Origin of the sequence: Pseudonocardia sp. (assembly GCF_025965585.1) — a bacterium.
Taxonomy (GTDB): Bacteria; Actinomycetota; Actinomycetes; order Mycobacteriales; family Pseudonocardiaceae; genus Pseudonocardia.
The window spans coordinates 1-23,820 of record NZ_JAOPWR010000120.1 but is presented as its reverse complement, the minus strand read 5'-3'; the positions used below and the strand labels follow the sequence as shown (position 1 = coordinate 23,820).

The 23,820-nt window shown below is 71.9% G+C and carries 24 protein-coding genes; 17 read left to right on the top strand and 7 right to left on the bottom strand.

Annotated features, from left to right (window positions below; genetic code table 11):
* Positions 1 to 84: 84 nt before the first annotated feature.
* The 4 genes from JWR81_RS07535 (at position 85) to JWR81_RS07520 (ending at position 3,481) form a co-directional block, all read left to right on the top strand.
* Complete coding sequence (locus tag JWR81_RS07535; protein ID WP_297648587.1) at positions 85 to 1,212, top strand: NAD(P)/FAD-dependent oxidoreductase; 1,128 nt, start codon at positions 85 to 87, stop codon at positions 1,210 to 1,212.
* Between the two features lie 238 nt (positions 1,213 to 1,450).
* The gene (gene mshC, locus JWR81_RS07530) at positions 1,451 to 2,689 is read left to right on the top strand and encodes a cysteine--1-D-myo-inosityl 2-amino-2-deoxy-alpha-D-glucopyranoside ligase (protein WP_297648584.1); all 1,239 of its coding nucleotides are present in this window, start codon (positions 1,451 to 1,453) and stop codon (positions 2,687 to 2,689) included.
* Between the two features lie 5 nt (positions 2,690 to 2,694).
* Positions 2,695 to 3,060 carry a DUF2237 domain-containing protein gene (locus JWR81_RS07525; RefSeq protein WP_297648581.1) on the top strand — a complete coding sequence of 122 codons (366 nt, stop codon included), beginning with the start codon at positions 2,695 to 2,697 and terminating at the stop codon, positions 3,058 to 3,060.
* A 13-nt stretch (positions 3,061 to 3,073) separates the two neighbouring features.
* The gene (locus JWR81_RS07520; RefSeq protein ID WP_297648578.1) at positions 3,074 to 3,481 is read left to right on the top strand and encodes a hypothetical protein; all 408 of its coding nucleotides are present in this window, start codon (positions 3,074 to 3,076) and stop codon (positions 3,479 to 3,481) included.
* 221 nt (positions 3,482 to 3,702) lie between these two features.
* Here JWR81_RS07520 and JWR81_RS07515 read toward each other — a convergent pair whose 3' ends face one another.
* The gene (locus tag JWR81_RS07515) at positions 3,703 to 4,530 is read right to left on the bottom strand and encodes a PAC2 family protein (protein WP_297648705.1); all 828 of its coding nucleotides are present in this window, start codon (positions 4,528 to 4,530) and stop codon (positions 3,703 to 3,705) included.
* A gap of 205 nt (positions 4,531 to 4,735) precedes the next feature.
* On the opposite strand from JWR81_RS07515, the gene metH reads away from it, so the two are divergent.
* From metH to hisG, 4 genes are all read left to right on the top strand, one after another.
* Positions 4,736 to 8,272 carry a methionine synthase gene (metH, locus tag JWR81_RS07510; RefSeq protein ID WP_297648577.1) on the top strand — a complete coding sequence of 1,179 codons (3,537 nt, stop codon included), beginning with the start codon at positions 4,736 to 4,738 and terminating at the stop codon, positions 8,270 to 8,272.
* A complete protein-coding gene (locus tag JWR81_RS07505) occupies positions 8,262 to 8,984 on the top strand; it encodes an HAD family phosphatase (RefSeq protein ID WP_297648574.1) in 723 nt (240 codons plus the stop codon). The genes metH and JWR81_RS07505 overlap by 11 nt, the downstream gene beginning before the upstream one ends.
* A gap of 241 nt (positions 8,985 to 9,225) precedes the next feature.
* Positions 9,226 to 9,489: a phosphoribosyl-ATP diphosphatase gene (locus JWR81_RS07500; RefSeq protein WP_297648571.1), complete on the top strand. Its 264-nt coding sequence runs from the start codon at positions 9,226 to 9,228 to the stop codon at positions 9,487 to 9,489.
* A 58-nt stretch (positions 9,490 to 9,547) separates the two neighbouring features.
* The gene (hisG, locus tag JWR81_RS07495) at positions 9,548 to 10,441 is read left to right on the top strand and encodes an ATP phosphoribosyltransferase (protein WP_297648568.1); all 894 of its coding nucleotides are present in this window, start codon (positions 9,548 to 9,550) and stop codon (positions 10,439 to 10,441) included.
* A gap of 78 nt (positions 10,442 to 10,519) precedes the next feature.
* Here the strand turns inward: hisG and JWR81_RS07490 are convergent, their stop codons facing one another.
* Together JWR81_RS07490 and JWR81_RS07485 are read right to left on the bottom strand one after the other, a co-directional pair.
* Entirely contained in the window at positions 10,520 to 11,326 is an 807-nt protein-coding gene (locus tag JWR81_RS07490) for a thioesterase family protein (protein WP_297648565.1), read from the bottom strand.
* Between the two features lie 22 nt (positions 11,327 to 11,348).
* A complete protein-coding gene (locus JWR81_RS07485) occupies positions 11,349 to 12,236 on the bottom strand; it encodes a RecB family exonuclease (protein ID WP_297648555.1) in 888 nt (295 codons plus the stop codon).
* A 178-nt stretch (positions 12,237 to 12,414) separates the two neighbouring features.
* Here JWR81_RS07485 and JWR81_RS07480 point away from each other — a divergent pair, with 178 nt between their 5' ends.
* From JWR81_RS07480 to JWR81_RS07470, 3 genes are all read left to right on the top strand, one after another.
* Positions 12,415 to 13,455: a tRNA (adenine-N1)-methyltransferase gene (locus JWR81_RS07480; RefSeq protein ID WP_297648552.1), complete on the top strand. Its 1,041-nt coding sequence runs from the start codon at positions 12,415 to 12,417 to the stop codon at positions 13,453 to 13,455.
* Positions 13,456 to 13,667: 212 nt separating this feature from the next.
* Positions 13,668 to 15,428: a proteasome ATPase gene (arc, locus tag JWR81_RS07475; protein WP_297648703.1), complete on the top strand. Its 1,761-nt coding sequence runs from the start codon at positions 13,668 to 13,670 to the stop codon at positions 15,426 to 15,428.
* Positions 15,429 to 15,535: 107 nt separating this feature from the next.
* Entirely contained in the window at positions 15,536 to 15,937 is a 402-nt protein-coding gene (locus tag JWR81_RS07470; protein WP_297648549.1) for a VOC family protein, read from the top strand.
* Here the strand turns inward: JWR81_RS07470 and JWR81_RS07465 are convergent.
* Together JWR81_RS07465 and JWR81_RS07460 are read right to left on the bottom strand one after the other, a co-directional pair.
* Entirely contained in the window at positions 15,874 to 16,686 is an 813-nt protein-coding gene (locus JWR81_RS07465) for a helix-turn-helix domain-containing protein (protein ID WP_297648546.1), read from the bottom strand. The genes JWR81_RS07470 and JWR81_RS07465 overlap by 64 nt on opposite strands.
* Positions 16,687 to 17,007: 321 nt before the next feature.
* A complete protein-coding gene (locus JWR81_RS07460; protein WP_297648542.1) occupies positions 17,008 to 17,565 on the bottom strand; it encodes a YceI family protein in 558 nt (185 codons plus the stop codon).
* 91 nt (positions 17,566 to 17,656) lie between these two features.
* Between JWR81_RS07460 and JWR81_RS07455 the strand changes: the two genes are divergently transcribed.
* The gene (locus tag JWR81_RS07455; RefSeq protein WP_297648539.1) at positions 17,657 to 18,172 is read left to right on the top strand and encodes a MarR family transcriptional regulator; all 516 of its coding nucleotides are present in this window, start codon (positions 17,657 to 17,659) and stop codon (positions 18,170 to 18,172) included.
* Between the two features lie 6 nt (positions 18,173 to 18,178).
* Here the strand turns inward: JWR81_RS07455 and JWR81_RS07450 are convergent, their stop codons facing one another.
* Complete coding sequence (locus tag JWR81_RS07450) at positions 18,179 to 18,799, bottom strand: pyridoxamine 5'-phosphate oxidase family protein (RefSeq protein WP_297648535.1); 621 nt, start codon at positions 18,797 to 18,799, stop codon at positions 18,179 to 18,181.
* Positions 18,800 to 18,884: 85 nt separating this feature from the next.
* On the opposite strand from JWR81_RS07450, the gene JWR81_RS07445 reads away from it, so the two are divergent.
* Positions 18,885 to 19,373 (top strand): CGNR zinc finger domain-containing protein, encoded by a 489-nt coding sequence (locus JWR81_RS07445; protein WP_297648533.1) that lies wholly within the window; start codon positions 18,885 to 18,887, stop codon positions 19,371 to 19,373.
* On the opposite strand, the gene JWR81_RS07440 is transcribed toward JWR81_RS07445, so the two are convergent.
* Positions 19,349 to 19,909: an NUDIX domain-containing protein gene (locus JWR81_RS07440; protein ID WP_297648530.1), complete on the bottom strand. Its 561-nt coding sequence runs from the start codon at positions 19,907 to 19,909 to the stop codon at positions 19,349 to 19,351. The two genes, JWR81_RS07445 and JWR81_RS07440, sit on opposite strands and share 25 nt — an antisense overlap.
* Positions 19,910 to 19,988: 79 nt before the next feature.
* Here JWR81_RS07440 and dop point away from each other — a divergent pair, with 79 nt between their 5' ends.
* The 4 genes from dop (at position 19,989) to prcA (ending at position 23,678) form a co-directional block, all read left to right on the top strand.
* Complete coding sequence (gene dop, locus JWR81_RS07435; protein WP_297648700.1) at positions 19,989 to 21,488, top strand: depupylase/deamidase Dop; 1,500 nt, start codon at positions 19,989 to 19,991, stop codon at positions 21,486 to 21,488.
* A 139-nt stretch (positions 21,489 to 21,627) separates the two neighbouring features.
* The gene (locus tag JWR81_RS07430; protein WP_093077575.1) at positions 21,628 to 21,825 is read left to right on the top strand and encodes a ubiquitin-like protein Pup; all 198 of its coding nucleotides are present in this window, start codon (positions 21,628 to 21,630) and stop codon (positions 21,823 to 21,825) included.
* 133 nt (positions 21,826 to 21,958) lie between these two features.
* Positions 21,959 to 22,813 carry a proteasome subunit beta gene (gene prcB / locus JWR81_RS07425; RefSeq protein ID WP_297648699.1) on the top strand — a complete coding sequence of 285 codons (855 nt, stop codon included), beginning with the start codon at positions 21,959 to 21,961 and terminating at the stop codon, positions 22,811 to 22,813.
* Between the two features lie 43 nt (positions 22,814 to 22,856).
* Positions 22,857 to 23,678 carry a proteasome subunit alpha gene (prcA, locus tag JWR81_RS07420; RefSeq protein ID WP_297648524.1) on the top strand — a complete coding sequence of 274 codons (822 nt, stop codon included), beginning with the start codon at positions 22,857 to 22,859 and terminating at the stop codon, positions 23,676 to 23,678.
* The last annotated feature ends 142 nt before the right edge of the window (positions 23,679 to 23,820 follow it).

Genomic DNA, 23,820 nt, shown 5'->3' with positions numbered 1-23,820 from the left:
GCACGTCGTCCATCGCGGGGACCGACCCGGGCTGAGACGTGACGAACATGTTCGCAACGAACATGTTCGTTGTAGGGTGCACCCATGGCCCACCACCCCATCGCGATCATCGGCGCCGGCCTCGGCGGCCTGACCCTGGCGCGCGTCCTGCACATGCACGGCATCGAGGCCGCGGTGTTCGACCTCGACGCCTCACCGACCGCCCGCGCGCAGGGCGGCATGCTCGACATCCACGAGGACTCCGGCCAGGTCGCACTGCGCGCTGCCGGCCTCCACGATGCGTTCGGCGCACTCGTCCTCCCCGGTGGACAGGCCATGCGGATCCTCGACCGGCACGCCGTGGTCCGCATGGACGAGGACGACGACGGCGACGGCACCCGCCCGGAGGTCGAGCGCGGCCGGCTCCGCGACCTGCTGCTCGATGCCCTGCCCCGGGGCGCCGTCCGCTGGGGCGCCAAGGTCACGGATACCCGGCCGCTCGGGGAGGGCCGACACGAGGTGACCCTGGCCGACGGCTCGACGTTCACCACCGATCTGCTCGTCGGCGCCGACGGGGCCTGGTCCCGGATCCGCGCCCTGGTCTCCGAGGCCCGCCCCGCCTACTCCGGCATGTCCTTCGTCGAGACGGACCTCCTCGACGCCGACGAGCTACACCCCGGCAGCGCCGCGGTCGTCGGCGGCGGGATGCTCGTCGCGCTCGGCGCGGGCAGGGGCTTCCTCGCCCACCGCGAGACCGACGGCAGCGTGCACGTCTACGTCGCGCTCCGGGTCACCGAGGACTGGAGCGCCGGCCTCGAGCCCGAGGCCGCCCGTACCGTGCTGCTCGACCACTTCACCGGCTGGGACGAGAGCCTGCGCGCCCTGATCGGCGACGCCGACACCCCGCTGGTCCCGCGGCCGATCCACGCCCTCCCGGTCGGCCACCGCTGGGACCGTGTCCCCGGCGTCACGCTGCTCGGCGACGCCGCGCACCTCATGTCACCGTTCGCCGGGGAGGGCGCCAACCTCGCCATGCTCGACGGGGCCGAGCTCGGGGAGGCCATCGCCGCCCACCCCGGCGACACCGAGGCCGCGCTCGCCGCGTACGAACAGGCGCTGTTCCCCCGCAGCGAGGCCTCGGCGGCCGAGTCGGCCGACAACCTCGTCCTCTCCTTCCGCGACGACGCGCCGCAAGGGCTGCTCGCCCAGTTCGCCTCCTACCGGGCCGGCTGACCGCGGTCAGGTATACGGGTGGGCGACGAAGAACGCCCAGAACGTGGCCGTCGCATGTGCGGCGCCGTGTCGGCCTGTCGGCGGGCCGGCCCCGCCCGTCCATGCCGTCGAGGAGCTGTCCGCCACCCGGAACGCGGGCGCGCACTGACGTCCCGCCCACGTTCCGCCGACCCCGGGCGGGTGGGAGTGACGACCTCGACACCCGGCCCGCCCGTCGTCACCGCGTAAGTTGTGAGTCATGCACACCTGGGCGCCCGTCGACGTTCCGAAGATCGCGGGCGAGGGTCCGCCACTGCGCCTCTACGACACCTCGACCGGCCGCGTCCGGCCGACGGCGCCCGGGCCCACGGCGCTCATGTACGTCTGTGGCATCACGCCCTACGACGCCACGCACCTCGGCCACGCCGCCACCTACCTGGCCTTCGACATCGTCAACCGGGTGTGGCGCGACCTCGGCCACGACGTGCACTACGTGCAGAACGTCACCGACATCGACGACCCCCTGCTCGAGCGCGCCGCCCGCGACCACGACGACTGGGTCGTGCTCGGCATGCGCGAGACCGCCCTGTTCCGCGAGGACATGGAGGCGCTGCGGGTGATCCCGCCGCAGCACTACGTCGGTGCCGTCGAGGCGATGGGGGAGATCTCCGAGCTCGTCGGCAAGCTGCTCGCGCAGGGAGCGGCGTACCGCGTCGACGACCCCGAGTACCCGGACGTCTACTTCGACACCTCGGTCACCGGCCACTTCGGGTACGAGTCGAACTACGACGAGGAGACGATGCTCAGGTTCTCCGCCGAGCGCGGCGGCGACCCGGAGCGTCCCGGCAAGCGGCACGCCCTCGACCCCCTGCTGTGGCGTATGGCCCGGCCCGACGAGCCGAGCTGGGAGTCCGACCTCGGCGCCGGCCGCCCGGGCTGGCACGTCGAGTGCGCCGCGATCGCGCTCAACCGCCTCGGCGCCCAGATCGACCTCAACGGCGGCGGCTCCGACCTGATCTTCCCGCACCACGAGGCCGGCGCCGCGCACGCCGAGGCGTTCACCGGTGTTCATCCGTTCGCCAAGCACTACGCCCACACCGGGATGATCGGGCTCGACGGCGAGAAGATGTCGAAGTCGCGCGGCAACCTGGTGTTCGTCTCCAAGCTCCGGGCGGAGGACGTGGACCCCAACGCGATCCGCGTCGCGCTGCTGTCGGACCACTACCGCAACGACCGCGCCTGGACCGACGCGCTGCTCACCGAGGCCCAGGCACGGCTCGCCCGCTGGCGGGAGGCCGTGTCGCTCACGGCCGCGCCGAACGCCGACGACCTCGTCGCGCGAGTGCGCACCCACCTCGCCGACGACCTCGACACGAAGGGCGCCATCGCCGCTGTCGACGCGTGGGCGGCCGAGGCCCTCGAGCGGCGTGGCACCGACCCCGGCGCTCCGCAGCTCGTCCGTGACGCGCTCGACGCGCTGCTCGGCGTGGCACTCTAGGCCGTATGGCCCGCAATGTGCTCGGCGGTGAGCTGCAGAGCTGCAGCACCGACCCGATGACCGGATTCACCCGCAACGGCTGCTGCGAGACCGACGCGCAGGACGTCGGCGTGCACACCGTCTGCACGCGGGTCACGGCGGAGTTCCTCGCGTTCAGCGCGGGAGCGGGCAACGACCTGTCGACGCCGCGGCCGGAGTACGGGTTCGCGGGGCTGCAGCCCGGCGACCAGTGGTGCCTGTGCGCGGACCGCTGGGTCGAGGCCCACGCCGCGGGCGCCGCGCCGCCGGTGGTGCTGGAGGCCACCCACGCCCGCACGCTGGAATGGGTGGACCTCGCCGACCTCCGCGAGCACGCGGTCGACCCACGGTGATCTCGGACCCACGGTGATCTCGGTCGAGCTCGCTCTCCGCCTGCGGGAGGCGGGCCTGCCGTGGACACCGGGTTCCGGCGACCGGTTCGTCGTCCCGCACCGCGACATGGACGCTGACGTGTTCGTCGTCAGCGAGCTGACCATCGAGATCCGCGAAGCCCCCACCGGCCGGCTGTTTGCGTTCAACGGCACCACCGAGTGGGCGCTCGACAGCATCGAGCAGGACGACGTCGTCTGGCTCCCGCACGAGGGGCAGCTGCGCGACGCGCTGGGGGAGCGTTTCCGGCGGCTGGAGCCCGTGGGTGACGGCTGGGCCGTGGAGATCGACACGACGGGCATCGCCACCCCGGAGGCCCGCCACGTCGACGTCGACGCCGAACGTGCCTACGCCCGCGCGGTGCTGGCGGTCCTGGCCGGCTGATGCGGGGTCCTCACCGCGGGGTGACGGCGGGGCGGGGGCATGAACAGCGCGAGCGGCAGCAGGTACGCCGTGACGGACAGCGACGCGGCACCGGCGGAGAGCCCGTACGTGTCACCGGGCTCCGGCAGCATCGCCACCGTGACGTCCCCGCCGAGCGGGCCCAGGAACGCGCCGGCGTGAAGACCAGCCCGAGCCGGAACCGGCGCGGGCGAGGGAGCCGCTCAGCCGGCCCCGCCGCCGCTGCCGCGACGGCGTAGGTAGCGCTCGAAGTCGGCGGCGATGGCGTCGCCGTCGGCCTCCTCCAACGGCGCGTCGGCCTCGTCGGCCTCGGCCTGCTCCTCGAGCTGGCGGACGTAGTCGCGCACCTCGTCGTCCGCCTCGGCCATCTCCGAGACGGTGCGCTCCCACTCCTCGGCGCGCTCGGGCAGCGCCCCGAGCGGCACCTCGACGTCGAGCACCTCCTCGACGCGGTGCAGCAGCGCGACGGCGGCCTTCGGCACGGGCGCCTGGGACACGTAGTGCGGCACCGACGCCCAGAACGACACGGCCGGGATGCCGGCCTCGATGCACGCGTTCTGGAAGACGCCGACGATGCCCGTGGGGCCCTGGTAGGTGGAGGGCTCGACGTCGAGCTCGCTGGCCGACGCCTTGTCGTACGAGGTGCCGCTGACGGGGGTGGGACGGGTGTGCGGTGTGTCGGTCAGCAGTGCGCCGAGGGTGATGACCTTGGTCACGCCGAGAGCCTCGACGTAGCCCAGCAGCTCCCGGCAGAACGTGCGCCAGCGCAGGTTCGGCTCGATCCCGTTGACGAGCACGACGTGCCGCTCGGTGCCCGGCAGCGTGGCCACCGACAGGCGCGTGGTCTGCCACTCGATGCGCCGCGTGACGCCTTCGGACTGCCGCACGTGTGGCCTCGTGACCTGGAAGTCGTAGTACTCCTCGGGATCGATCGAGAGGAGCGGCTCCGCGTCCCACATGAGCTCGAGATGCTCCAGAGCGGTGCTCGCCGCCTCGCCCGCGTCGTTCCAGCCCTCGAACGCGGCGATCATCACCGGGTCGACGAGGCGGGGGAGATCGGTCTCCGCCCCGGGTTCCCCATGAGCCGGTGGCGGAGTGCTATCGGTCATCGCTCCAGCCTACGGCCGTTGGCCTTCGCGCAACGGCTGCCACCCCCGCGACGACTACTCTGATGCCCGCAGTCGTTGGTCCACCCGAGAGGACACCGTGCAGCCGCACACGTTCGATACGACGTTCATGGACACTCTGGCCGACCGGGTGGTGATTGCCGACGGAGCCATGGGCACCATGCTCCAGGCCGCTGACCTGGTGCTGGACGACTTCGCGGGTCTCGAGGGGTGCAACGAGATCCTCAACGACACGCGCCCTGACGTGGTCCGTCAGATCCACCGCGCGTACTTCGAGGCCGGTGCCGACGCCGTCGAGACCAACACGTTCGGCGCGAACCTGCCCAACCTCGCCGACTACGACATCCCCGATCGGATCCGCGAGCTGGCGCTCAAGGGGGCGCAGCTCGCGCGCGAGGTCGCCGACGAGATGTCCACGCCGGGGCGCCCGCGCTACGTGCTGGGCTCGGTGGGCCCGGGCACGAAGCTGCCGACGCTGGGACACGCCACGTTCGTGAGCCTGCGCGACGCCTACACCGAGTGCGGCCGCGGCCTGCTCGCCGGCGGCGCCGACGCGATCGTCGTCGAGACGTGCCAGGACCTGTTGCAGGTCAAGGCGGCCGTGCTGGGCATGAAGCGGGCCATGGTCGACGAGGGCCGCCGCATCCCGATCATCACCCAGGTCGCCATGGAGACTACTGGCACGATGCTGCTGGGCTCGGAGATCGGCGCCGCGCTCACCGCGCTGGAGCCGCTGGGCGTCGACCTCATCGGGCTCAACTGCTCCACCGGCCCCGCCGAGATGAGCGAGCACCTGCGCACGCTCTCCAAGCACGCCCGCATCCCGCTCTCGGTGATGCCCAACGCCGGGCTGCCCGTGCTCGGCCCGAACGGCGCCGAGTACCCGCTCGACGCCGACGGGCTGGCCGAGGCGCTCGCCACCTTCGTCCGCGACTACGGCCTACGCCTGGTCGGCGGCTGCTGCGGCACCACCCCGGCCCACGTCAGCGCCGTCGCCGAGGCCGTGCGCTCGCTGACCCCGCCGGAGCGCCACCCGCGGCCCGAGGCCGGCCTGAGCTCGCTGTACGCGTCGGTGCCGTTCCGGCAGGACACCTCGGTGCTCATGATCGGGGAGCGCACCAACGCCAACGGCTCGAAGAAGTTCCGCGACGCCATGCTCGCCGAGGACTGGGAGGCGTGCGTCGGCATCGCCCGCGACCAGACCCGCGAGGGTGCCCACCTCATCGACCTCTGCATCGACTACGTGGGCCGCGACGGCGTGGCCGACATGGCCGAGCTGGCCGGTCGCCTGGCCACCGCGTCCACGCTGCCGGTGATGCTCGACTCCACCGAGCCCGAGGTCCTGAGGGCCGGCCTGGAGCGACTCGGCGGCCGCTCGATCATCAACTCGGTCAACTACGAGGACGGCGACGGCCCCGGCTCCCGCTTCCAGCGCGCGATGGAGCTGGCGCGAGAGCACGGCGCGGCCGTCGTGGCGCTGTGCATCGACGAGGAGGGCCAGGCCCGCACCGCCGAGTGGAAGGTCCGGGTGGCCGACCGGCTCATCCGCGACCTCACCACCGACCACGGCATGCACATCGAGGACATCGTCGTCGACACGCTGACCTTCCCGATCACCACCGGACAGGAGGAGGTGCGGCGCGACGCGCTGGAGACCATCGAGGCCATCCGCGAGCTCAAGCGCCGCTACCCCGACGTCCAGACCACGCTGGGCGTCTCCAATGTCTCCTTCGGCCTCAACGCGGCCGCCCGCCAGGTGCTGAACTCGGTGTTCCTGCACGAGTGCGTGAACGCCGGGCTGGACACCGCGATCGTGTCCGCGGCCAAGATCCTGCCGATGGCCAAGATCGACGATGAGCAGCGCTCGGTGGCGCTCGACCTCGTCTACGACCGGCGCCGTGAGGGCTACGACCCGCTCAACCGGTTCATGGAGCTGTTCGAGGGCGTCTCGGCGTCCTCGGCGCGCGCCACCCGGGCCGAGGAGCTGGCGGGGCTGCCGCTGTTCGAGCGGCTGGAGCGGCGCATCGTCGACGGCGAGCGTGAGGGCCTGGAGGCCGACCTCGACGAGGCGCTGGTCGTCCGGCCCGCCCTGGAGATCATCAACGACACGTTGCTGTCGGGCATGAAGACCGTCGGCGAGCTGTTCGGCTCCGGCCAGATGCAGCTGCCGTTCGTGCTGGCGTCGGCCGAGGTCATGAAGACCGCGGTGGCGTTCCTCGAGCCGCACATGGAGAAGGCCGAGGACGATCAGGGCAAGGGCACGATCGTGCTGGCCACGGTCAAGGGCGACGTGCACGACATCGGCAAGAACCTCGTGGACATCATCCTCACCAACAACGGCTACACCGTGGTCAACCTGGGCATCAAGCAGCCCATCTCCACGATCCTGTCGGCGGTCGAGGAGCACCGGGCTGACGCCGTCGGGATGTCCGGGCTGCTCGTGAAGTCCACGGTGGTGATGAAGGAGAACCTCCAGGAGATGAACGCCCGGGGGGTCGCCAAGAAGGTGCCGGTGCTGCTCGGCGGCGCGGCGTTGACGCGCTCCTACGTGGAGAACGATCTCCAGGAGGTCTACGAGGGCCGCGTCTCCTACGCCCGTGACGCCTTCGAGGGCCTGCGCGAGATGGACGCCACGATGGCGCGCCGCCGAGGCGAGGTCCCCGAGACGACGCCGGAGGAGGAGGCCGCGAAGGCCGAGCGCAAGGCGCGGCACGAGAAGTCGCAGCGCGTGGCGGCCAAGCGCAGGGCCGCCGAGGCCGCGGTGGCCGGGCCGATGCCCGAGCGCTCCGACGTCACCGTCGACAACCCGCTGCCCACGCCCCCGTTCTGGGGCACCCGCGTGGTCAAGGGCATCGCGCTGGCCGACTACTCGGGGATGATCGACGAGCGCGCGCTGTTCCTGGGCCAGTGGGGGCTGCGCGGTAGCAAGAAGGGCGACGGGCCCGGCTACGAGGAGCTGGTGGAGACCGAGGGCAGGCCGCGGCTGCGCTACTGGCTCGACCGGATGTCCACCGAGGGCGTGCTCGCCGGCGCGTCGCTCGTCTACGGGTACTTCCCGGCCGTGTCGGAGAAGGACGCGCTGGTGGTCCTCACCGAGCCCCGCCCGGACGCGCCGGAGCGGTTCCGCTTCGAGTTCCCGCGTCAGCGCCGCGACCGCAACCTCTGCCTGGCCGACTTCTGGCGCCCGCGTGAGCTGGCCGTCGAGCGCGGCGAGATCGACGTCCTGCCGCTGCACCTGGTGACGATGGGCCGGCCCATCGCCGACTACGCCAACGAGCTGTTCGCCAAGGACGCCTACCGCGACTACCTCGAGGTGCACGGCCTGGGCGTGCAGCTCACCGAGGCCCTGGCCGAGTACTGGCACCGCCGGGTGCGCGAGGAGCTGACGTTCGCCACCGGTGGTGCGGTGGCGGCGGAGGACCCCGAGAACGTCGAGGAGTTCTTCAAACTCGGCTACCGCGGCGCCCGCTACTCGCTGGGCTACGGCGCGTGCCCCAGCCTCGAGGACCGTAGGAAGATCGTCGAGCTGCTGGAGCCGGGCCGTATCGGCGTCGAGCTGTCGGAGGAGCTGCAGTTGCATCCCGAGCAGTCCACGGACGCGATGGTGGCCCACCACCCGGAGGCGAAGTACTTCAATGCCGGATGAGGCTCGCCGGCCGGGGCCGAGGACGAGCGCTGGTTCGCCGAAGGCAGTTCTGTGGGACATGGACGGCACGCTGCTCGACTCGGAGAAGATCTGGACCATCTCGCTCGCCGACACCGCACGGTGGCTCGGCGGCGAGCTGAGCACCCGGGCCCGCGAGGACATGGTCGGGTCGAACATGGCCCGCACCCTCGTGATCATGTTCGACGACCTCGGCCTCCCGCCGGACCCGGACCGGCACACCGCGACGGCGGAGTTCCTCACCGCCCGCACCGGCGAGCTGTTCCGCGAAGGGCTCGTCTGGCGTCCCGGCGCGCAGGAGGCCCTGCGCACCGTGCGGGAGGCGGGCTGGCCGATGGCGCTGGTCACCAACACCGAGCGCGCGCTGACCGAGATGGCGCTGGACGGCATCGGGCGCGAGCACTTCACCGCCACGGTGTGCGGCGACGAGGTGCCACGCGGCAAGCCCGACCCCGACCCGTACCTGCGGGCCGCCGAGCTGCTGGGCGTCGACGCCGCCGACTGCCTCGCGGTCGAGGACTCCCCGACGGGTGCGCTGGCCGCCGGCCGCGCTGGTGCGGCCGTGCTCGTGGTGCCCTGTGACGTTCCCGTCCCGCACGCTCCGGGGCGCTTCCATCGCGAGTCGCTGGTCGGCCTCACCCCGGCCGAGGTGCGTCTCGCCTACACCCGGGCACGGGCTGATCGCGCGGCCTAGCGTCCGAGTCTGCGAGGACGCCGTCAGCACAGCACCGGCGGTCGACCGGTGGCGAGCGCAGCGAGCCGCCGTGAGACCGTTTGTCCTGGACGGGGGCCCGCTGGCGGGATACGCAGCAGGGCGAGGACCGGTTCGGGGCGCCATTGGGCGCGTCGCCCGGACCGGACGGAGCACGACCACCGCCCGAATTGGCCTGGTCGCACACGACATATGACACTGAAGAAGTGATGGGAGACATACGGTGAAGACCTTCGACGGCCTGTTCGCCGAACTCACCGAGAAGGTGGCCACCCGGCCCGAGGGCTCGGGCACGGTCGCGGCGGTGGACGCCGGCGTGCACGCACAGGGCAAGAAGGTCCTCGAGGAGGCCGGCGAGGTGTGGCTCGCCGCCGAGCACGAGGCCGACGACGCCCTCGCCGAGGAGATCTCCCAGCTGCTCTACCGCGTCCAGGTCCTGATGCTGGGGCGCAACATCACACTCGAGGACGTCTACAAGTTCCTCTAGCGCCACCGCACGCCGCTGTACCGTCGACACGTTCGTCAGAGCACTACCGAGGAGAGAGATGCTCCGCATCGCACTGCCCAACAAGGGCACTCTGGCCGAGCCGGCCGCCACGATGATGCGGGAGGCGGGCTACCGCCAGCGCTCCGACTCGCGAGACCTCAGCATGTTCGACGAGGAGAACGAGATCGAGTTCTTCTACCTGCGGCCCAAGGACATCGCCACGTACGTCGGGTCCGGCGACCTGCACCTGGGCATCACCGGCGCCGATCTGATGGACGAGTCCGGCAGCCAGGTGAAGACGGTCATCCCGCTGGGCTTCGGGCAGTCGAAGTTCCGTTTCGCCGCACCGGTGCCGGTCGGCGCCGACGCGCGGGACTGGAAGCTCGAGGACCTCGAGGGCAAGAAGATCGCCACCTCCTACCCGCGCCTCGTCCGTGCCCACCTCGCCCGCAGCCGCGTCCGCGCCGACATCATCAAGCTGGACGGCGCCGTCGAGATCTCGGTGCAGCTCGGCCTCGCCGACGCCATCGCCGACGTCGTGTCGTCCGGTCGCACGCTGCGCCAGCACGGCCTCATCGCGTTCGGCGACCCCATCGCGGAGTCGGAGGCCACGCTCATCGAGCGCGAGCCGCGGCCCGACCGCGAGGAGACCGTCAAGACCAAGGCCGAGAAGGTCGTGTTCACCGAGCGGCTGCGCGGTGTCGTCTACGCCCGCCAGTACCTGATGGTCGACTACGACTGCCCCGAGCGCGTGCTCGAGCAGGCCAAGAAGATCGCGCCCGGCATGCAGTCACCCACGGTCTCGCGCCTCGACGAGGACGGCTGGTTCGGCGTCCGGACGATGGTGCGCAAGACGTGCGCCAACAAGATCATGGACGACCTGGCCACCCTAGGGGCCCGCGCGATCCTGACCTCGGAGATCCGCTCCTGCCGGGCGGTCGACGGCCGGTAGCGGCTCCGCGGCCCGTGCGCGGAGACCACGGGCCCGGCCACGGTTTCCGCGCACGACCCCGGTCACCGGGGACGGAGGTCAGCGCGGCCGGACGATCAGGCCCTGCGCACTGCGGCCGCAGTGCCCCCGTTCGTCGAACAGGTGGCCCGACACCGTGCCGAGGCCGGTGGGGCCCACGACGGTGTGGGCGTCCACGCCCATCCATTCGCCCGCCGGTGCGCGGTGCAGGTGCAGCGTCAGCTCGGTGTTGACGTAGAGCCACTCGCGGATGTCGAACGGTGCCGCCGCGCCGTTGCCGGAGTCGGCCACCACGGCGAGCCGTTGCAGCGGGCTGGGCTCCTCGCCCGCCACGAGCTGCACCTTCTGCCGGGCCCACGCCGTTCCCGGGCCGGGCTCGCCGAGCCAGCCGCGAACCCAACGCCACTCCAGTGTGTCCATGAACCCCGGGAGCCAGCCCGGCGGCCGCTCCGGCCGCTCCACGCCGTGCTCCGGCCCGGGGATCGGCGGCTCCTCGCCGCTCGCGACGGCCGCGGTGTCGCCCTGCGCGAGCCGCCACGCCCGCGCGCGCAGCACGGGGCGCCCGCCCGCGGACACCTCGGCGGCGAGCAGCTCGATGTTCTTCCCCGGCCGTTCCACGGCGGCCGTGACCGCGACCTCGCCCGCGGGCACCGGACCGAGGACCTCGACCGTGATGCGCGAGAGCTGCGTGCCGTCGCGGGGGTCGCAGCGCTCCAGCGCGCGGACGATCAGGGCCGTGGGCGGGCCGACGTGCTGCGCGTCGGCGAACCAGGGACCGGTGGTGGAGAACGTGGCGAAGAACCGGGATCCGTCCAGCCCGTCGAGGGGGAGGTAGTACGGCTCGAGCTCGGGTACGACGTCGGACACGCACCCGATCATGCACGAGGCCTCAGCCGGTGCGGTCGGCCACCGTCTCGGCGGCGGCGGAGTCCGGGTCGGCGGGCCATCCCGGGTACTCCGGGGGAGTGCCGTCCCACGCCGGGCACAGCGCCTTGTGGCTGCACCACTCGCACAGCTTCGTGCGGTTGGGCCGGAAGTCGCCGGTGCGGCCGGCCGTCAGGATCGCCTCCCAGATGGCCTCGAGGGTGCGCTCGAAGCGACGCAGCTCGTCCTCGGCGGGGGAGTAGGTGAGCGACTCGGCGTCGGCCAGGTAGAGCAACCGAAGCTGAGTGGGCGCCACGCCGCGCAGGTGCAGCAGGGCGAGCGCGTAGAACTTCATCTGGAACAGCGCCCGTGCCTCGGCCACCGGACGCGGCGACGCGCCGGTCTTGTAGTCGACCACCCGCAGCTGGCCGCCGGGCGCGACGTCCAGCCGGTCGATGTAGCCGCGCAGCAGCAGGCCCGACTCGAGCTCCGTCTCCACCAGCAGCTCGCGCGCCACCGGCTCCAGGAGCCGCGGATCCTCCAGCGCGAAGTAGGCCTCCAGCAGCTCACCCGCCGACTCCAGCCAGCCCGGCACCTCCGGGTCCTCCGGGCCGCTGAACAGCTCCGAGGCCAGCTCGGGCGCCTCGGCGCACAGGGCCTCCCAGGCGGGCGCGACGAGATCCCTGGCCGTGGTGGGCACGCGCTCGGCGGCGGGGAGCTCGTAGAGCCGCTCCAGCACCGCGTGCACGAGCGTGCCGCGGACCTGGGCGCGGGTGTGACGCTCGGGCAGCCGGTCGACGGCACGGAAGCGGTAGAGGAGCGGGCACTGCTTGAAATCCCCGGCCCGCGACGGCGACAGCGCAGGCCGGCGCCGCGGGCGCTCGGCCGGGGCGGCCTCGACGGTGTCGGTCACGCTGCGGAGCGTAGGCGAGGGGTCCGACACTCCCGGGCACGCTCCCGTCGGGGCACGCCGGAGGAGACAGCCCCCGCGGTCCGAGGGTTGTGGCCCCAGGCCCGGGCGATCGCGTCGACACGGTGCACCCGACGGCCGCGTGGAGCGACGGTCCAGCCTGCCGTTAGCGTTGCGCCCCGTGCCTGAACCGTCTGCCGCCGCCCTCGACGATGCCGAGCGCGGCATGCCCTCTCACGACGGGTCCGCGGACGACGCGCCGGCCGCGGTGGGCCCGGACGACGCCGGTCGAACGGCCCCGGCCACCCCGGATGACGAGCCCGCCGCCGCACCCACCGAGGAGGCGCCTGCCGACGAGGCGGTCCCCGAGCGTGCCGCGCCCGCCCTCCGCGCCCGCGGCGGGCCGTTCCGCGCGGGGGACCGCGTGCAGCTCACCGACCCCAAGGGCCGCCACTACACCGTGACGCTCGAGGCCGGCGCCGAGTACCACACCCACCGCGGTGGACTGCGCCACGACGACCTCATCGGCAAGCCCGAGGGCAGCCTCGTCGTCTCCCCGTCGGGCACGCCCTACCTGGCGCTGCGGCCGCGCCTGGCCGACTACGTGCTGTCGATGCCGCGCGGCGCGCAGGTGATCTATCCCAAGGACGCCGCCCAGATCCTCATGTGGGGCGACGTCTTCCCAGGCGCACGCGTGCTGGAGGCGGGCGCGGGGTCCGGGGCGCTGACGTGCTCGCTGCTGCAGGCCGTCGGCCCCACGGGGAGCGTGCTGTCCTACGAGATCCGGGATGACCACGCCGAACACGCCGAGCGCAACGTGCGGGGTTTCTTCGGTGACGCCCCACCCAACTGGACCTTGCGGGTGGCTGATCTTCATACTCACGACGGCGCCGCGGAACCGGTCGATCGGGTCGTACTGGACATGCTGGCCCCGTGGGAGCAGCTCGACGTCGTGGCGAAGGCGCTCATCCCCGGCGGCGTGCTCGTCGGGTACGTGGCCACCACCACGCAGCTCTCGCGGGTGGTCGAGGACCTCCGCACGCAGCAGTGCTGGACCGAGCCGCAGGCGTGGGAATGCCTGGTCAGGCCGTGGCACGTGGTTGGTCTCGCCGTGCGTCCCGACCACCGCATGCAGGGGCACACAGCGTTCCTGGTGACGGCGCGCAGGCTGGCCGACGGCGTCGTCCCACCACGCCCGCAGCGCAGACCGACCAGTCGCTAGGTCCGTCCCCGCGGAGCACGTGTCGAGCCACGGTCACAGTTCCGGACGATCGCTGCGAGTCAAGGTGCCGACCGGTTGAGGGGTGGATCACCGGATCGCCGCACCACTCTTCCGGCCGTTCGCAGGTACCGTATGGAATCGGATTACGGAGGGAGGATGCCGTGAACCCCTACGACGGTCCCGGTACACGTGATTCTGGTGGCCATGGCGAGATCGATCCCGCAGAGGCCGCCGCACAGATCCGCTTCCTCGAGGAGGAAGTGGCGCTTCTCCGGCGCAAGCTCACCGAGTCCCCGCGTCATGCGCGGGTTCTCGAGCAGCGCCTGGCGGAGTCCGCGAGCAGGCTCGCCCAGCTCTCGGCCCGCAACGAGAAGCTGACCGAGACGCTCAAGGAGGCACGGGGCCAGCTGGTGGCCCTGCGCGAGGAGGTCGACCGCCTGGCGCAGCCGCCGAGCGGTTACGGCGTCTTCCTGGCCCGCTTCCCCGACGAGACGGTGGACGTCTTCACCTCGGGGCGCCGCATGCGCGTCGCGGTGTCGCCCGCCGTCGAGACGGAGACGCTGCAGAGCGGCCAGACGGTGCGCCTCAACGAGGCACTGACGGTGGTCGAGGCGCTCGACTTCGAGCGCATCGGCGAGGTCTGCGGCCTGCGCGAGGTGCTCTCCGAGCCCACGGCGGACGGCCTGGCCGGCCGCGCTCTGGTGGTCGGGCACGCCGACGAGGAACGGGTGGTGTGGCTCGCCGCGCCGCTGTTCGACGGGTCGGACCCCGATCTCGTGTCGCTCAAGCCCGGCGACTCACTGCTCGTCGACACCAAGGCCGGCTACGCCTACGAGCGCGTGCCCAAGGCCGAGGTCGAGGACCTGGTGCTGGAGGAGGTGCCCGACGTCGACTACTCCGACATCGGTGGCCTGTTCCGGCAGATCGAGCAGATCCGCGACGCCGTGGAGCTGCCCTTCCTGCACGCCGAGCTGTTCAAGGAGTACGAGCTGCGGCCGCCGAAGGGTGTGCTGCTCTACGGTCCTCCCGGTTGCGGCAAGACGCTCATCGCCAAGGCGGTGGCCAACTCACTGGCCAAGAAGATCGCCGCCGTCCGTGGTGACGACCCGAGCGAAGGACGCGCGTTCTTCCTCAACATCAAGGGCCCCGAGCTGCTCAACAAGTTCGTCGGTGAGACCGAGCGGCACATCCGCCTGATCTTCCAGCGGGCTCGTGAGAAGGCCTCGGCCGGCACGCCGGTCATCGTGTTCTTCGACGAGATGGACTCGATCTTCCGCACCCGCGGGTCGGGCGTGTCCTCCGACGTCGAGACCACGATCGTGCCGCAGCTCCTGGCGGAGATCGACGGTGTCGAGGGCCTGGAGAACGTCATCGTCATCGGCGCCTCCAACCGCGAGGACATGATCGACCCCGCGATCCTGCGGCCGGGCCGGCTCGACGTGAAGATCAAGATCGAGCGTCCGGACGCCGAGGCGGCGCAGGACATCTTCTCGAAGTACCTCACCGACACCCTCCCCATCCACGTCGACGACATCGCCGAGTTCGGTGGCAACCGCAAGGCGTGCGTCGACGCGATGATCGAGCGGATCGTCGAGCGGATGTACGACGAGACGGAGGAGAACCGGTTCCTGGAGGTCACCTACGCCAACGGTGACAAGGAGACCTTGTACTTCAAGGACTTCAACTCCGGCGCCATGATCCAGAACATCGTCGACCGGTCGAAGAAGTCGGCGATCAAGGCGGTGCTCGAGTCGGGCCAGCCCGGCCTGCGCGTACAGCACCTCCTCGACGCCATCGTCGACGAGTTCGCCGAGAACGAGGACCTGCCGAACACCACCAACCCGGACGACTGGGCGCGCATCTCCGGCAAGAAGGGCGAGCGGATCGTCTACATCCGCACGCTCGTCACCGGGAAGAACGCCGAGGCCGGACGGGCGATCGACACGGCCTCCAACACGGGCCAGTACCTGTAGCACCCGCGTCGACGGGGCCGGCCGCGCACTGCGCGACCGGCCCCGTCGTCGTTCGCGTGTCCGATCCGTTCACGACCGCGGGGCGCCGGCCGCTCTAGCGTTCCCTCGTGGACATCGAGGCACGGCTGGACGTGGTCGGGATCGTGGTGGCGGACATGGGGAAGGCGCTGTCCTTCTACCGCAGACTCGGGCTGGACGCCCCCGCGTCGGCGGACGGAGAGCCGCACGTGGAGGTGGCGGTGGCCGGTGGGCTGCGCGTCGCGTTCGACACCGAGGACACCATCCGGTCGTTCCACCCCGGCTGGAGCCCGCCCGCGGGCGGCGGCCGGACGAACCTGGCGTTCGCCGTGGACACCGCGGCCGACGTCGACGCGATCTACGCCGAGCTGACGGGCGCGGGCCACCACGGGGAGCTGGCGCCGTTCGACGCGTTCTGGGGCCAGCGCTACGCGGTGGTGCTCGATCCCGACGGCAACGGCGTGGACGTGTTCGCCCCGCTCGCCAGCTGACGCGGCGCGACCCCGGCCAGCGCCCGGACCTCCCGCGACAGATGGGGCTGGTCGGCGTAGCCGGCGAGGGCCGCCACCTCGGCCGGGGCCATGCCGGCGTGCAGCAGCGCGGACGCCCGGCGGAAGCGCAGCACGCGGCGCAGCATCGCGGGCCCGTAGCCGAACGCCGCGAGGCACTGGCGGTGCAGCGTGCGGGTGGTGCAGCCGAGAGCGTCGGCGGTGGCGGCCGCCCCGGCCCCGCTGCCGATTCGGGAGGCGAGCTCGCGCGTGAACGGGTCGGGCGGTGCGATGCCCGGCAGCGCGAGCGCCGTGGCGGCGACGCCGGCCAGGATCGCCCTGGCGTCCTCGCCGTCGCACCCTGGGCCCGGCTCGCGCGCGCCGGGATCCCGGCTCGCGCGGCCTCCGGCCCCGACTCGCGGGGTGGCGGGGCGCGCCGCACGCGGGTAGACCTCGGCCAAGGGGACGCGCTGGTCGCGCAGGGCAGAGGCCGGGACACCGAGCAGGCCGGGCAGGGCGCCCGGGACGAACCGCAGGCCCGCCACCGGCACGCCGGCGTCCAGCCGGACCGGGTGCGGGGCCGTGTCGGGCCCGGCGATCAGCATCTCGTCGCCGATCCGGAGCAGGTCCATACAGCCGTCGGGCAGGACGTCCCGGACCTGGGGGGCCGCACCGGACCCGAGCGTGGACACCCAACCGCACTCGACGAGCCCCCGCAGCGCGGGCGGCGGGGCGAGCTCCCGGTAGGCCACGGCGTCGACGGTAGCGGCTCTGCGGGGGCACTCAGAGGGGGAGGGGCAGGACGTCGACGCGCAGGGCGACCGACGCCGGCCCGTGGCTCCAGCACCACGACGAGGCCCATGCCGGCCGCCGACGTCGTCAGGCCGTCGAAGGCGAGAGTGCACGCGGCCGGGCGAGGCGGGGCGGGTGGTACGGGGGAGCGGCTCCCGAACGATCGAGGGCTGCCCCGGCGCCCACCCCGGACATGCAGCGGCCCCCGACCGAGGGGAGGTCGGGGGCCGCTGGCAGTCCGCGCCCCGGGAACGGGCGCGGCCGGGGTTCGGAGCTTGCGATCAGGCGGCGCGGAGAACGCCCTCGATCTCGAGGCTGATCTGCACCTTCTCGCTGACGACCACGCCGCCACCGTCGAGGGGCATCGAGATGTCGACGCCGAAGTCGCTGCGGTTGATCTGCGCGAGGCCGGAGAAGCCGACGCGCGTGCCGCCGTAGGCGTCCGGGCCGAAGCCGTTGACCTCGAGGGTCAGCGGGATGTTCCTGGTGACGCCCTTGATGGTGATGTCGCCGTCGACGATGATGTCGTCCCCGTCGACGCGGACGCCGGTGGACTGGAACGTCCAGGTCGGGTGGTTCTCGACGTCGAAGAAGTCGGCCGACTTGATGTGCCCGTCACGCTGGTCGTTGTTGGTGTCGATCGAGGTGGCGTCGATCGATGCGGTGACCGTCGAAGCGGTGATGTCGGCACCGGTGGTGATCTCGCCGCTGAACGAGGCGAAACGGCCGCGTACCTTGCTCACCATCATGTGCCGCACGGTGAAGGAGACGTCGGAGTGCACCGGGTCGATGTCCCAGGTCCCTGCGATGTAACCGGGGATCTGCGTCGCCGTGGTCATGAGAACCTCCGTGAATTTCGTTGAACTCTCAGCTGTTGAGAGGGACGCTATCGTAAACGTGTTGAGAGTTCAACTATTCCAGGGAGGTGCGGTGAACGACACGCGATGGTTGGACACCGACGAGCAGCAGACGTGGCGCAGCTTCCTGACGGCGAGCCGACTGCTCTTCGAGCGCATCGAGCGTCAGCTCCAGCAGGAGGCGGGCATCCCGCACGCCTACTACGAGATCCTCGTGCGGCTGTCCGAGGCGCCCGAGCGGACGCTGCGGATGAGCCAGCTGGCATCCACGTCGCTGTCGTCGCGGAGCAGGCTCAGCCACGCCGTCGCACGGATGGAGCAGGACGGCTGGGTGCGCCGTGAGCCGTGTCATACGGACAAGCGCGGGCAGAACGCCGTGCTCACCGACGAGGGCTTCGCACGCCTGCAGGCCGCGGCGCCCGGACACGTGGAGGAGGTGCGCAACCTGCTGTTCGACGCGCTGACGCCCGAGCAGCAGCGCTCCCTCCGCGAGATCAGCGACGTGCTCGCCGGCGCGCTGTCGGACGCGCCGATGTGGCCGGCCGTGGCCGACGGCTGCCCGGCGGACGAGTGCGCGTCGGACGGCTGACCCGGCTCAGCTCGCGGCGCGCAGCCGCGCGTTCTCGGCGCGGAGCGCCGCCAGCTCGTCCTGCAGCGGCCGCACCGACCGCGCCACCTCCTCGGCGGTGAACCGCGGGGTGATGTGCTGCGGACAGTTCCAGGCGAAGGCCTCGACGGTGACGAGCATTACCCGCTCCACCTTGCCGCGCTCCCCGGCGGCGGTCAGTCCGCGTGCGAACTCCGGGTCGTCGGCCGCGTCCACGATGCGCGCGGTGCCGAGCACCTTGATGCGGCTGGGTTGCGCGAGGTCCATGAAGATCATCGCCACCCGGGCGTCACCGGACGGGTCGAGGTTGCCCGTGGTGATGTACTGCCGGTTGCCACGCAGGTCGGCCCAGGCGATCGTGTGCTCGTCCAGCACCCGGACGAACCCGGGGGGCCCGCCGCGGAACTGGACGTAGGGCCATCCGGTGGCGGTGACGGTGGCGAGGTGGAACCCGTCGCGGGCGGCGAGGAAGGCGGCCTCGTCCGGGCCCAGCCGGGCCTGCGCCTCGACGGCGGCGAGCAGCCGGTCGCCCACCCCGGAGCTTCCGTAGTGCGCCTGGGCGGACCGGACCTCCGGGCTGAAGGTCAGCTCCGCGAACCGCTGCGCCATGACCACTCCTCACCGTTCATCCGCACTTTCATGGTGAGAACATTACCTCACCGGTAAGGCGATGAACAGTGGTTAGATGTGAACCGTGCAGCAACGACCTCTCGTCGGTGAGCCCCTCGCGCTCGATCTCGTCGACACCCGGTGGGACGGCGGTGACCAGCTCGCCGACCCCGACGGCGTCACGGCGTGGCTGGCCGAGCACGGCTACAACACCGGCTCGGCGGCAGCGCTGCGCGAGGCACGCGCCGCGCTGCGGGCCGCCCTGGAGCAGGGAGACCGCGAGCCGCTCAACGCCGTGCTCGCCCGCGGTGCCCGCACCCCCGTGCTGCGGGCCGACGGCCCGGGGGAGGAGGTCCGCGTCGACCCCGAGTGGCGCGCGGCCTGGGACGCGGCCGTCGACTACCTGGCCCTGCTGGGGGGCCGGCCCGACAGGATCCGGCGCTGCGCCCGCCCCACCTGCGTGCTGTGGTTCCACGACATCTCCCGCAACGGCACGCGGCGGTGGTGCTCCATGGAGGTGTGCGGCAACCGGGCCAAGGCGGGCCGGTACTACGCGCGATCGCGCCGGTCGTAGGTGGCGCGATCGGGGGCGGCGCGGTCGTGGGCGGCGAACCAGCGCCCGATACCCGCCCGTCCGTCGGCGGCGAAGGGCCAGCGCACCGGGTCGTCGAGGAGGGCGCGCAGCGCGTCGAGGGTGACCCAGCCGCCCCAGACCACCTCTTCCGGTTGGTGGCGGACCGGCCCGTCCCAGGCCACCTCGTAGCCGAACACGTGGTAGCGCAGGCGGCCGTCGTCGAAGGTGAAGCGGTCGGTCGGGGTGAGCGGGACATCACTGATGCCCAGCTCCTCCTCCAGCTCGCGGGCCGCGGCGTCGTCCGGCGTCTCGCCCGGACCGATGACGCCGCCCGCCCAGCAGTCGTAACAGTGCGGGAACACGAGCTTCTCCGGCGAGCGGCGGTGCAGGTAGACGCGCTCACCGTCGCCGCTGCGGACGAGGACGCCGGTGGCGCCGTGCCAGATCCCGTCCCGGTAGACCCCGCCCCGGGGTGCGGCACCCGTCATCCGTCCGGCCGCGTCGAACACGGCGACCTGCTCGTCCTCCGCCCGCATCAGGCCATCATCCCCGCACGGCGGTTAGGCTCCTGAGCATGAGTGCGTTCGAGGTTCACCGGTGACCGCGCGCCGGATCATGGGCACGGAGATCGAGTACGGCATCTCGGTGCCGGGCGACCCCACCGCCAACCCGGTGATCACCTCCACCCAGGTGGTGCTGGCCTACGCCGCGGCCGCCGACATCCCGCGCTCGCGGCGCGCCCGCTGGGACTACGAGGTGGAGTCGCCGTTGCGCGACGCCCGCGGGTTCGACCTCTCGGCGCCCACGATGCAGCAGTCGCACGACTCCGAGCTGGACGACCTGGGCGCGGCCAACGTCATCCTGACCAACGGGGCCCGGCTCTACGTCGACCACGCGCACCCCGAGTTCTCCACTCCCGAGGTCACCACGCCGCGCGACATCGTGATCTGGGACAAGGCGGGGGAGCGGGTGATGGAGGAGGCCGCGATGCGGTCGGCCAGCGTTCCCGGCGCGCCGCGCATCCAGCTCTACAAGAACAACGTCGACGGCAAGGGCGCCAGCTACGGCTCCCACGAGAACTACCTGATGGCCCGCCAGACCACGTTCCCGTCGATCGTGGCGGGGCTCACCCCGTTCTTCGTCACGCGCCAGGTGGTGTGCGGCGCGGGCCGCGTCGGGCTCGGAGCGGCCGGTGACGAGACGGGCTACCAGCTCTCCCAGCGCGCCGACTACATCGAGGTCGAGGTCGGCCTGGAGACCACGCTCAAGCGCGGCATCATCAACACCCGCGACGAGCCGCACGCCGACGCCGACAAGTACCGCCGTCTGCACGTCATCATCGGCGACGCCAACATGAGCGAGTACTCCACACTGCTCAAGGTGGGTACGGCGGCGCTCGTCCTGGACATGATCGAGAAGGGCGTCCGGTTCGACGAGCTGCGCCTCGCCGAGCCGGTCCGCTCCGTGCACCGGATCAGCCACGACCCGTCGCTGAAGCTCACGGTCGACATGGCCGACGGCCGGAAGATGACCGGTCTGGACATCCAGCAGGCCTACTTCGAGAAGGCACAGAAGCACGTCGAGAACACGATGGGTGCCGACGTCGACGACGCCACCGCGGAGGTCCTGCAGATCTGGGGCGAGGTGCTCGACGACCTGGCGCGCGACCCCATGAGCACCGCCGACCGGCTCGACTGGACGGCGAAGCTGCGCCTGCTCGAGGGCTACCGCGAGCGCGACGGCCTGGCGTGGGACGCCCCGCGGCTGCACTTGGTCGACCTGCAGTACGCCGACGTCCGCATGGGCAAGGGTCTCTACAACCGCCTCGCCACGCGCGGGTCGATCAAGCGCCTCGTCACGGAGGAGGAGGTGACCGCCGCGATGCACGAGCCGCCGGAGGACACCCGCGCCTACTTCCGCGGCCGGTGCCTGGAGCGCTACCCGTCCGAGGTCGCCGCCGCGTCGTGGGACTCGGTGATCTTCGATCTGGGCCGCGAGTCGCTGGTGCGGATCCCGACGCTGGAGCCGCTGCGCGGCACCCGCAAGCACGTCGGTGACCTGATCGACAACTCTCGTACCGCCGAGGAGCTGGTGGAGGCCCTCACCCGGGGCTGATCACGCGACTCGCCCATCGGACAGGCTCGATCAGCGGGCGTGTCGGCATTTCGCTGGGTAGTGTTCATCGGTACCGGACTCCGGTTAGCCGCGCGGGCGCCGCGCGGTCGTCGGAGCCAGGCGCGAGGAGGAGACACCCATGTCGCAGGAGCAGACGAAGCGTCAGGGCGGCGGAGGCGGCGACGACGACGAGGGCGCCGACGCCTCGGCGGCGGGCCAGGAGCGTCGCGAGAAGCTCGGCGAGGACGTCGACACGATTCTCGACGAGATCGACGACGTGCTCGAGGAGAACGCCGAGGACTTCGTCCGGGCCTACGTCCAGAAGGGCGGCGAGTAGCCTCCCCTCGCCGGCCGCGGCCGGCGCCCCGTTCACCTGCAGCACCGCACCACCCGCACCCGCTGTACCCGCTGTACCCGCACCTGCTGTACCCGCAGCGCAGTACCCGTACGTGGAGAGGCACGCCCTGACCATGCCGTTCTCGGAGTCCCGCCGTTCGCCCGCAGGTCTGGATGCGTACCTCGCTCCCGGCCCGTCCTCGTTCACCGACTTCGTCACCGCGCACGCGCCGCATCTGCTTCCCGGCCGCATCCCGGAGGGTCTCGCGCCGCGGGCCGACGCCGGTCTCGACGTGCCGCACGGCACCACGATCGTCGCGCTGGTCTTCAACGAGGGCGTGGTGATCGCCGGCGACCGGCGGGCCACCCAGGGCAACGTGATCGCTCAGCGCGACATCGAGAAGGTCTTCATCACCGACTCCTACTCGGCGGTCGGCATCGCGGGCTCGGCCGGCATCGCCATCCAGATGGTGCGGCTGTTCACCGTCGACCTCGAGCACTACGAGAAGACCGAGGGCGTCCCGCTCTCCCTGGACGGCAAGTCCAACAAGCTCGCCGGCATGGTGGCGCAGAACCTCGGCGCCGCGATGCAGGGCTTCGTCGTGGTGCCGCTGTTCGTCGGCTACGACACGGACGCCGAGCCGTCGAAAGCCGGCCGCATCGTCACCTACGACGCCACCGGCGGCCGCTACGACGAGTGGGGCGGCTACCACTCCGTCGGGTCGGGCTCGGTGTTCGCGAAGTCGTCGCTGAAGAAGCTCCACCGCACCGACGCCGACCTCCCCACCACGATCCGCAACGCCCTCGAGGCGTTGTACGACGCCGCCGATGACGACTCCGCCACCGGTGGCCCCGACCTGACGCGCCGCATCTACCCGGTGGTCGTCAGCATCACCGGCGTCGAGGGTGCGGTCCGCCACCCCGACGAGGAGATCGGGGCGGTCGTCCGCGACATCGTGGCGGCCCGCACCGAGAACCCCGTCGGCTGATCCACATGCTCCCCGTAGGCACGACAGTTCAGGAGCTCCTCCCGTGACGATGCCGTTCTACTCGTCGGTCGACCAGCTGCTGCGCGACCGCTCGGAGCTCGCCCGCAAGGGCATCTCCCGCGGTCGCAGCGTCGTGGTGCTGACTTACACCGGCGGTGTGCTGTTCGTCGCGGAGAACCGCTCCAAGGCGCTGCACAAGGTCTCCGAGATCTACGACCGCATCGGTTTCGCCGCGGTCGGCCGGTACAACGAGTTCGACAACCTGCGCACAGGCGGCATTCGCATGGCCGACGTCCGCGGCTACTCCTACGACCGCCGCGACGTCAGCGGCCGGATGCTCGCCAACGCCTACGCGCAGGCGCTGGGCACGGCGTTCGTCGAGCAGCAGAAGCCCTACGAGGTGGAGCTGTGCCTCGCGGAGGTGGGCGTCACCGCGGAGGCCGACCAGCTCTACCGCATCACCTACGACGGCTCCATCACCGACGAGCCGCAGTTCGTGGTCATGGGCGGCACCACCGAGCCGATCAGCGCCAAGCTCAAGGACACCTACCGTCCGGGCCTGGAGCTGGCCGAGGCGCTGGTCGTCGCCGTCGAGGGCCTGGAGACGGCCGCCACGCCCGGTGGCGCGGCCACCACGGGCAGCAACGGCGCCACCACCACGTCGCGGGTGCTGGGCGTCAGCGCCCTGGAGGTGGCGGTGCTCGACCGCGCCCGTCCCCGCCGCACGTTCCGTCGCATCTCCGGGCCGGCCCTGCGCGATCTCCTCCCGGCCGAGAACCGAGCCGTGGACGACCCGCCCCCCTCGTCCGAGGCCGTGGGTGGCGACGACGCCCCCGCCGGCGGTGGCGCGGTCGACGGCGCCTGACGTCCGGGGTCGTGGTCCACGCGCGCATCGCGTCACCGACGCGTGCGTCGCTTCGTGTCACGACGCGTGCGTCGCTTCGTGTCACGACGCGTGCGTCGCTTCGTGTCACGACGCGTGCGTCGCCTCGCGCGCGCCGGGAGGG

Excerpts from the sequence above, each read along its gene's own strand:
- JWR81_RS07450 (WP_297648535.1), bottom strand. The coding sequence starts at position 18,799 with ATGGCGCAGCGGTTCGCGGAGCTGACCTTCAGCCCGGAGGTCCGGTCC.
- metH (WP_297648577.1), top strand. The coding sequence starts at position 4,736 with ATGGACACTCTGGCCGACCGGGTGGTGATTGCCGACGGAGCCATGGGC.
- JWR81_RS07430 (WP_093077575.1), top strand. The coding sequence starts at position 21,628 with ATGTCGCAGGAGCAGACGAAGCGTCAGGGCGGCGGAGGCGGCGACGAC.
- JWR81_RS07440 (WP_297648530.1), bottom strand. The coding sequence starts at position 19,909 with ATGCGGGCGGAGGACGAGCAGGTCGCCGTGTTCGACGCGGCCGGACGG.
- hisG (WP_297648568.1), top strand. The coding sequence starts at position 9,548 with ATGCTCCGCATCGCACTGCCCAACAAGGGCACTCTGGCCGAGCCGGCC.
- JWR81_RS07515 (WP_297648705.1), bottom strand. The coding sequence starts at position 4,530 with ATGATCGCCGCGTTCGAGGGCTGGAACGACGCGGGCGAGGCGGCGAGC.
- JWR81_RS07460 (WP_297648542.1), bottom strand. The coding sequence starts at position 17,565 with ATGACCACGGCGACGCAGATCCCCGGTTACATCGCAGGGACCTGGGAC.
- JWR81_RS07535 (WP_297648587.1), top strand. The coding sequence starts at position 85 with ATGGCCCACCACCCCATCGCGATCATCGGCGCCGGCCTCGGCGGCCTG.
- dop (WP_297648700.1), top strand. The coding sequence starts at position 19,989 with ATGGGCACGGAGATCGAGTACGGCATCTCGGTGCCGGGCGACCCCACC.
- JWR81_RS07525 (WP_297648581.1), top strand. The coding sequence starts at position 2,695 with ATGGCCCGCAATGTGCTCGGCGGTGAGCTGCAGAGCTGCAGCACCGAC.
- JWR81_RS07505 (WP_297648574.1), top strand. The coding sequence starts at position 8,262 with ATGCCGGATGAGGCTCGCCGGCCGGGGCCGAGGACGAGCGCTGGTTCG.
- mshC (WP_297648584.1), top strand. The coding sequence starts at position 1,451 with ATGCACACCTGGGCGCCCGTCGACGTTCCGAAGATCGCGGGCGAGGGT.
- prcB (WP_297648699.1), top strand. The coding sequence starts at position 21,959 with ATGCCGTTCTCGGAGTCCCGCCGTTCGCCCGCAGGTCTGGATGCGTAC.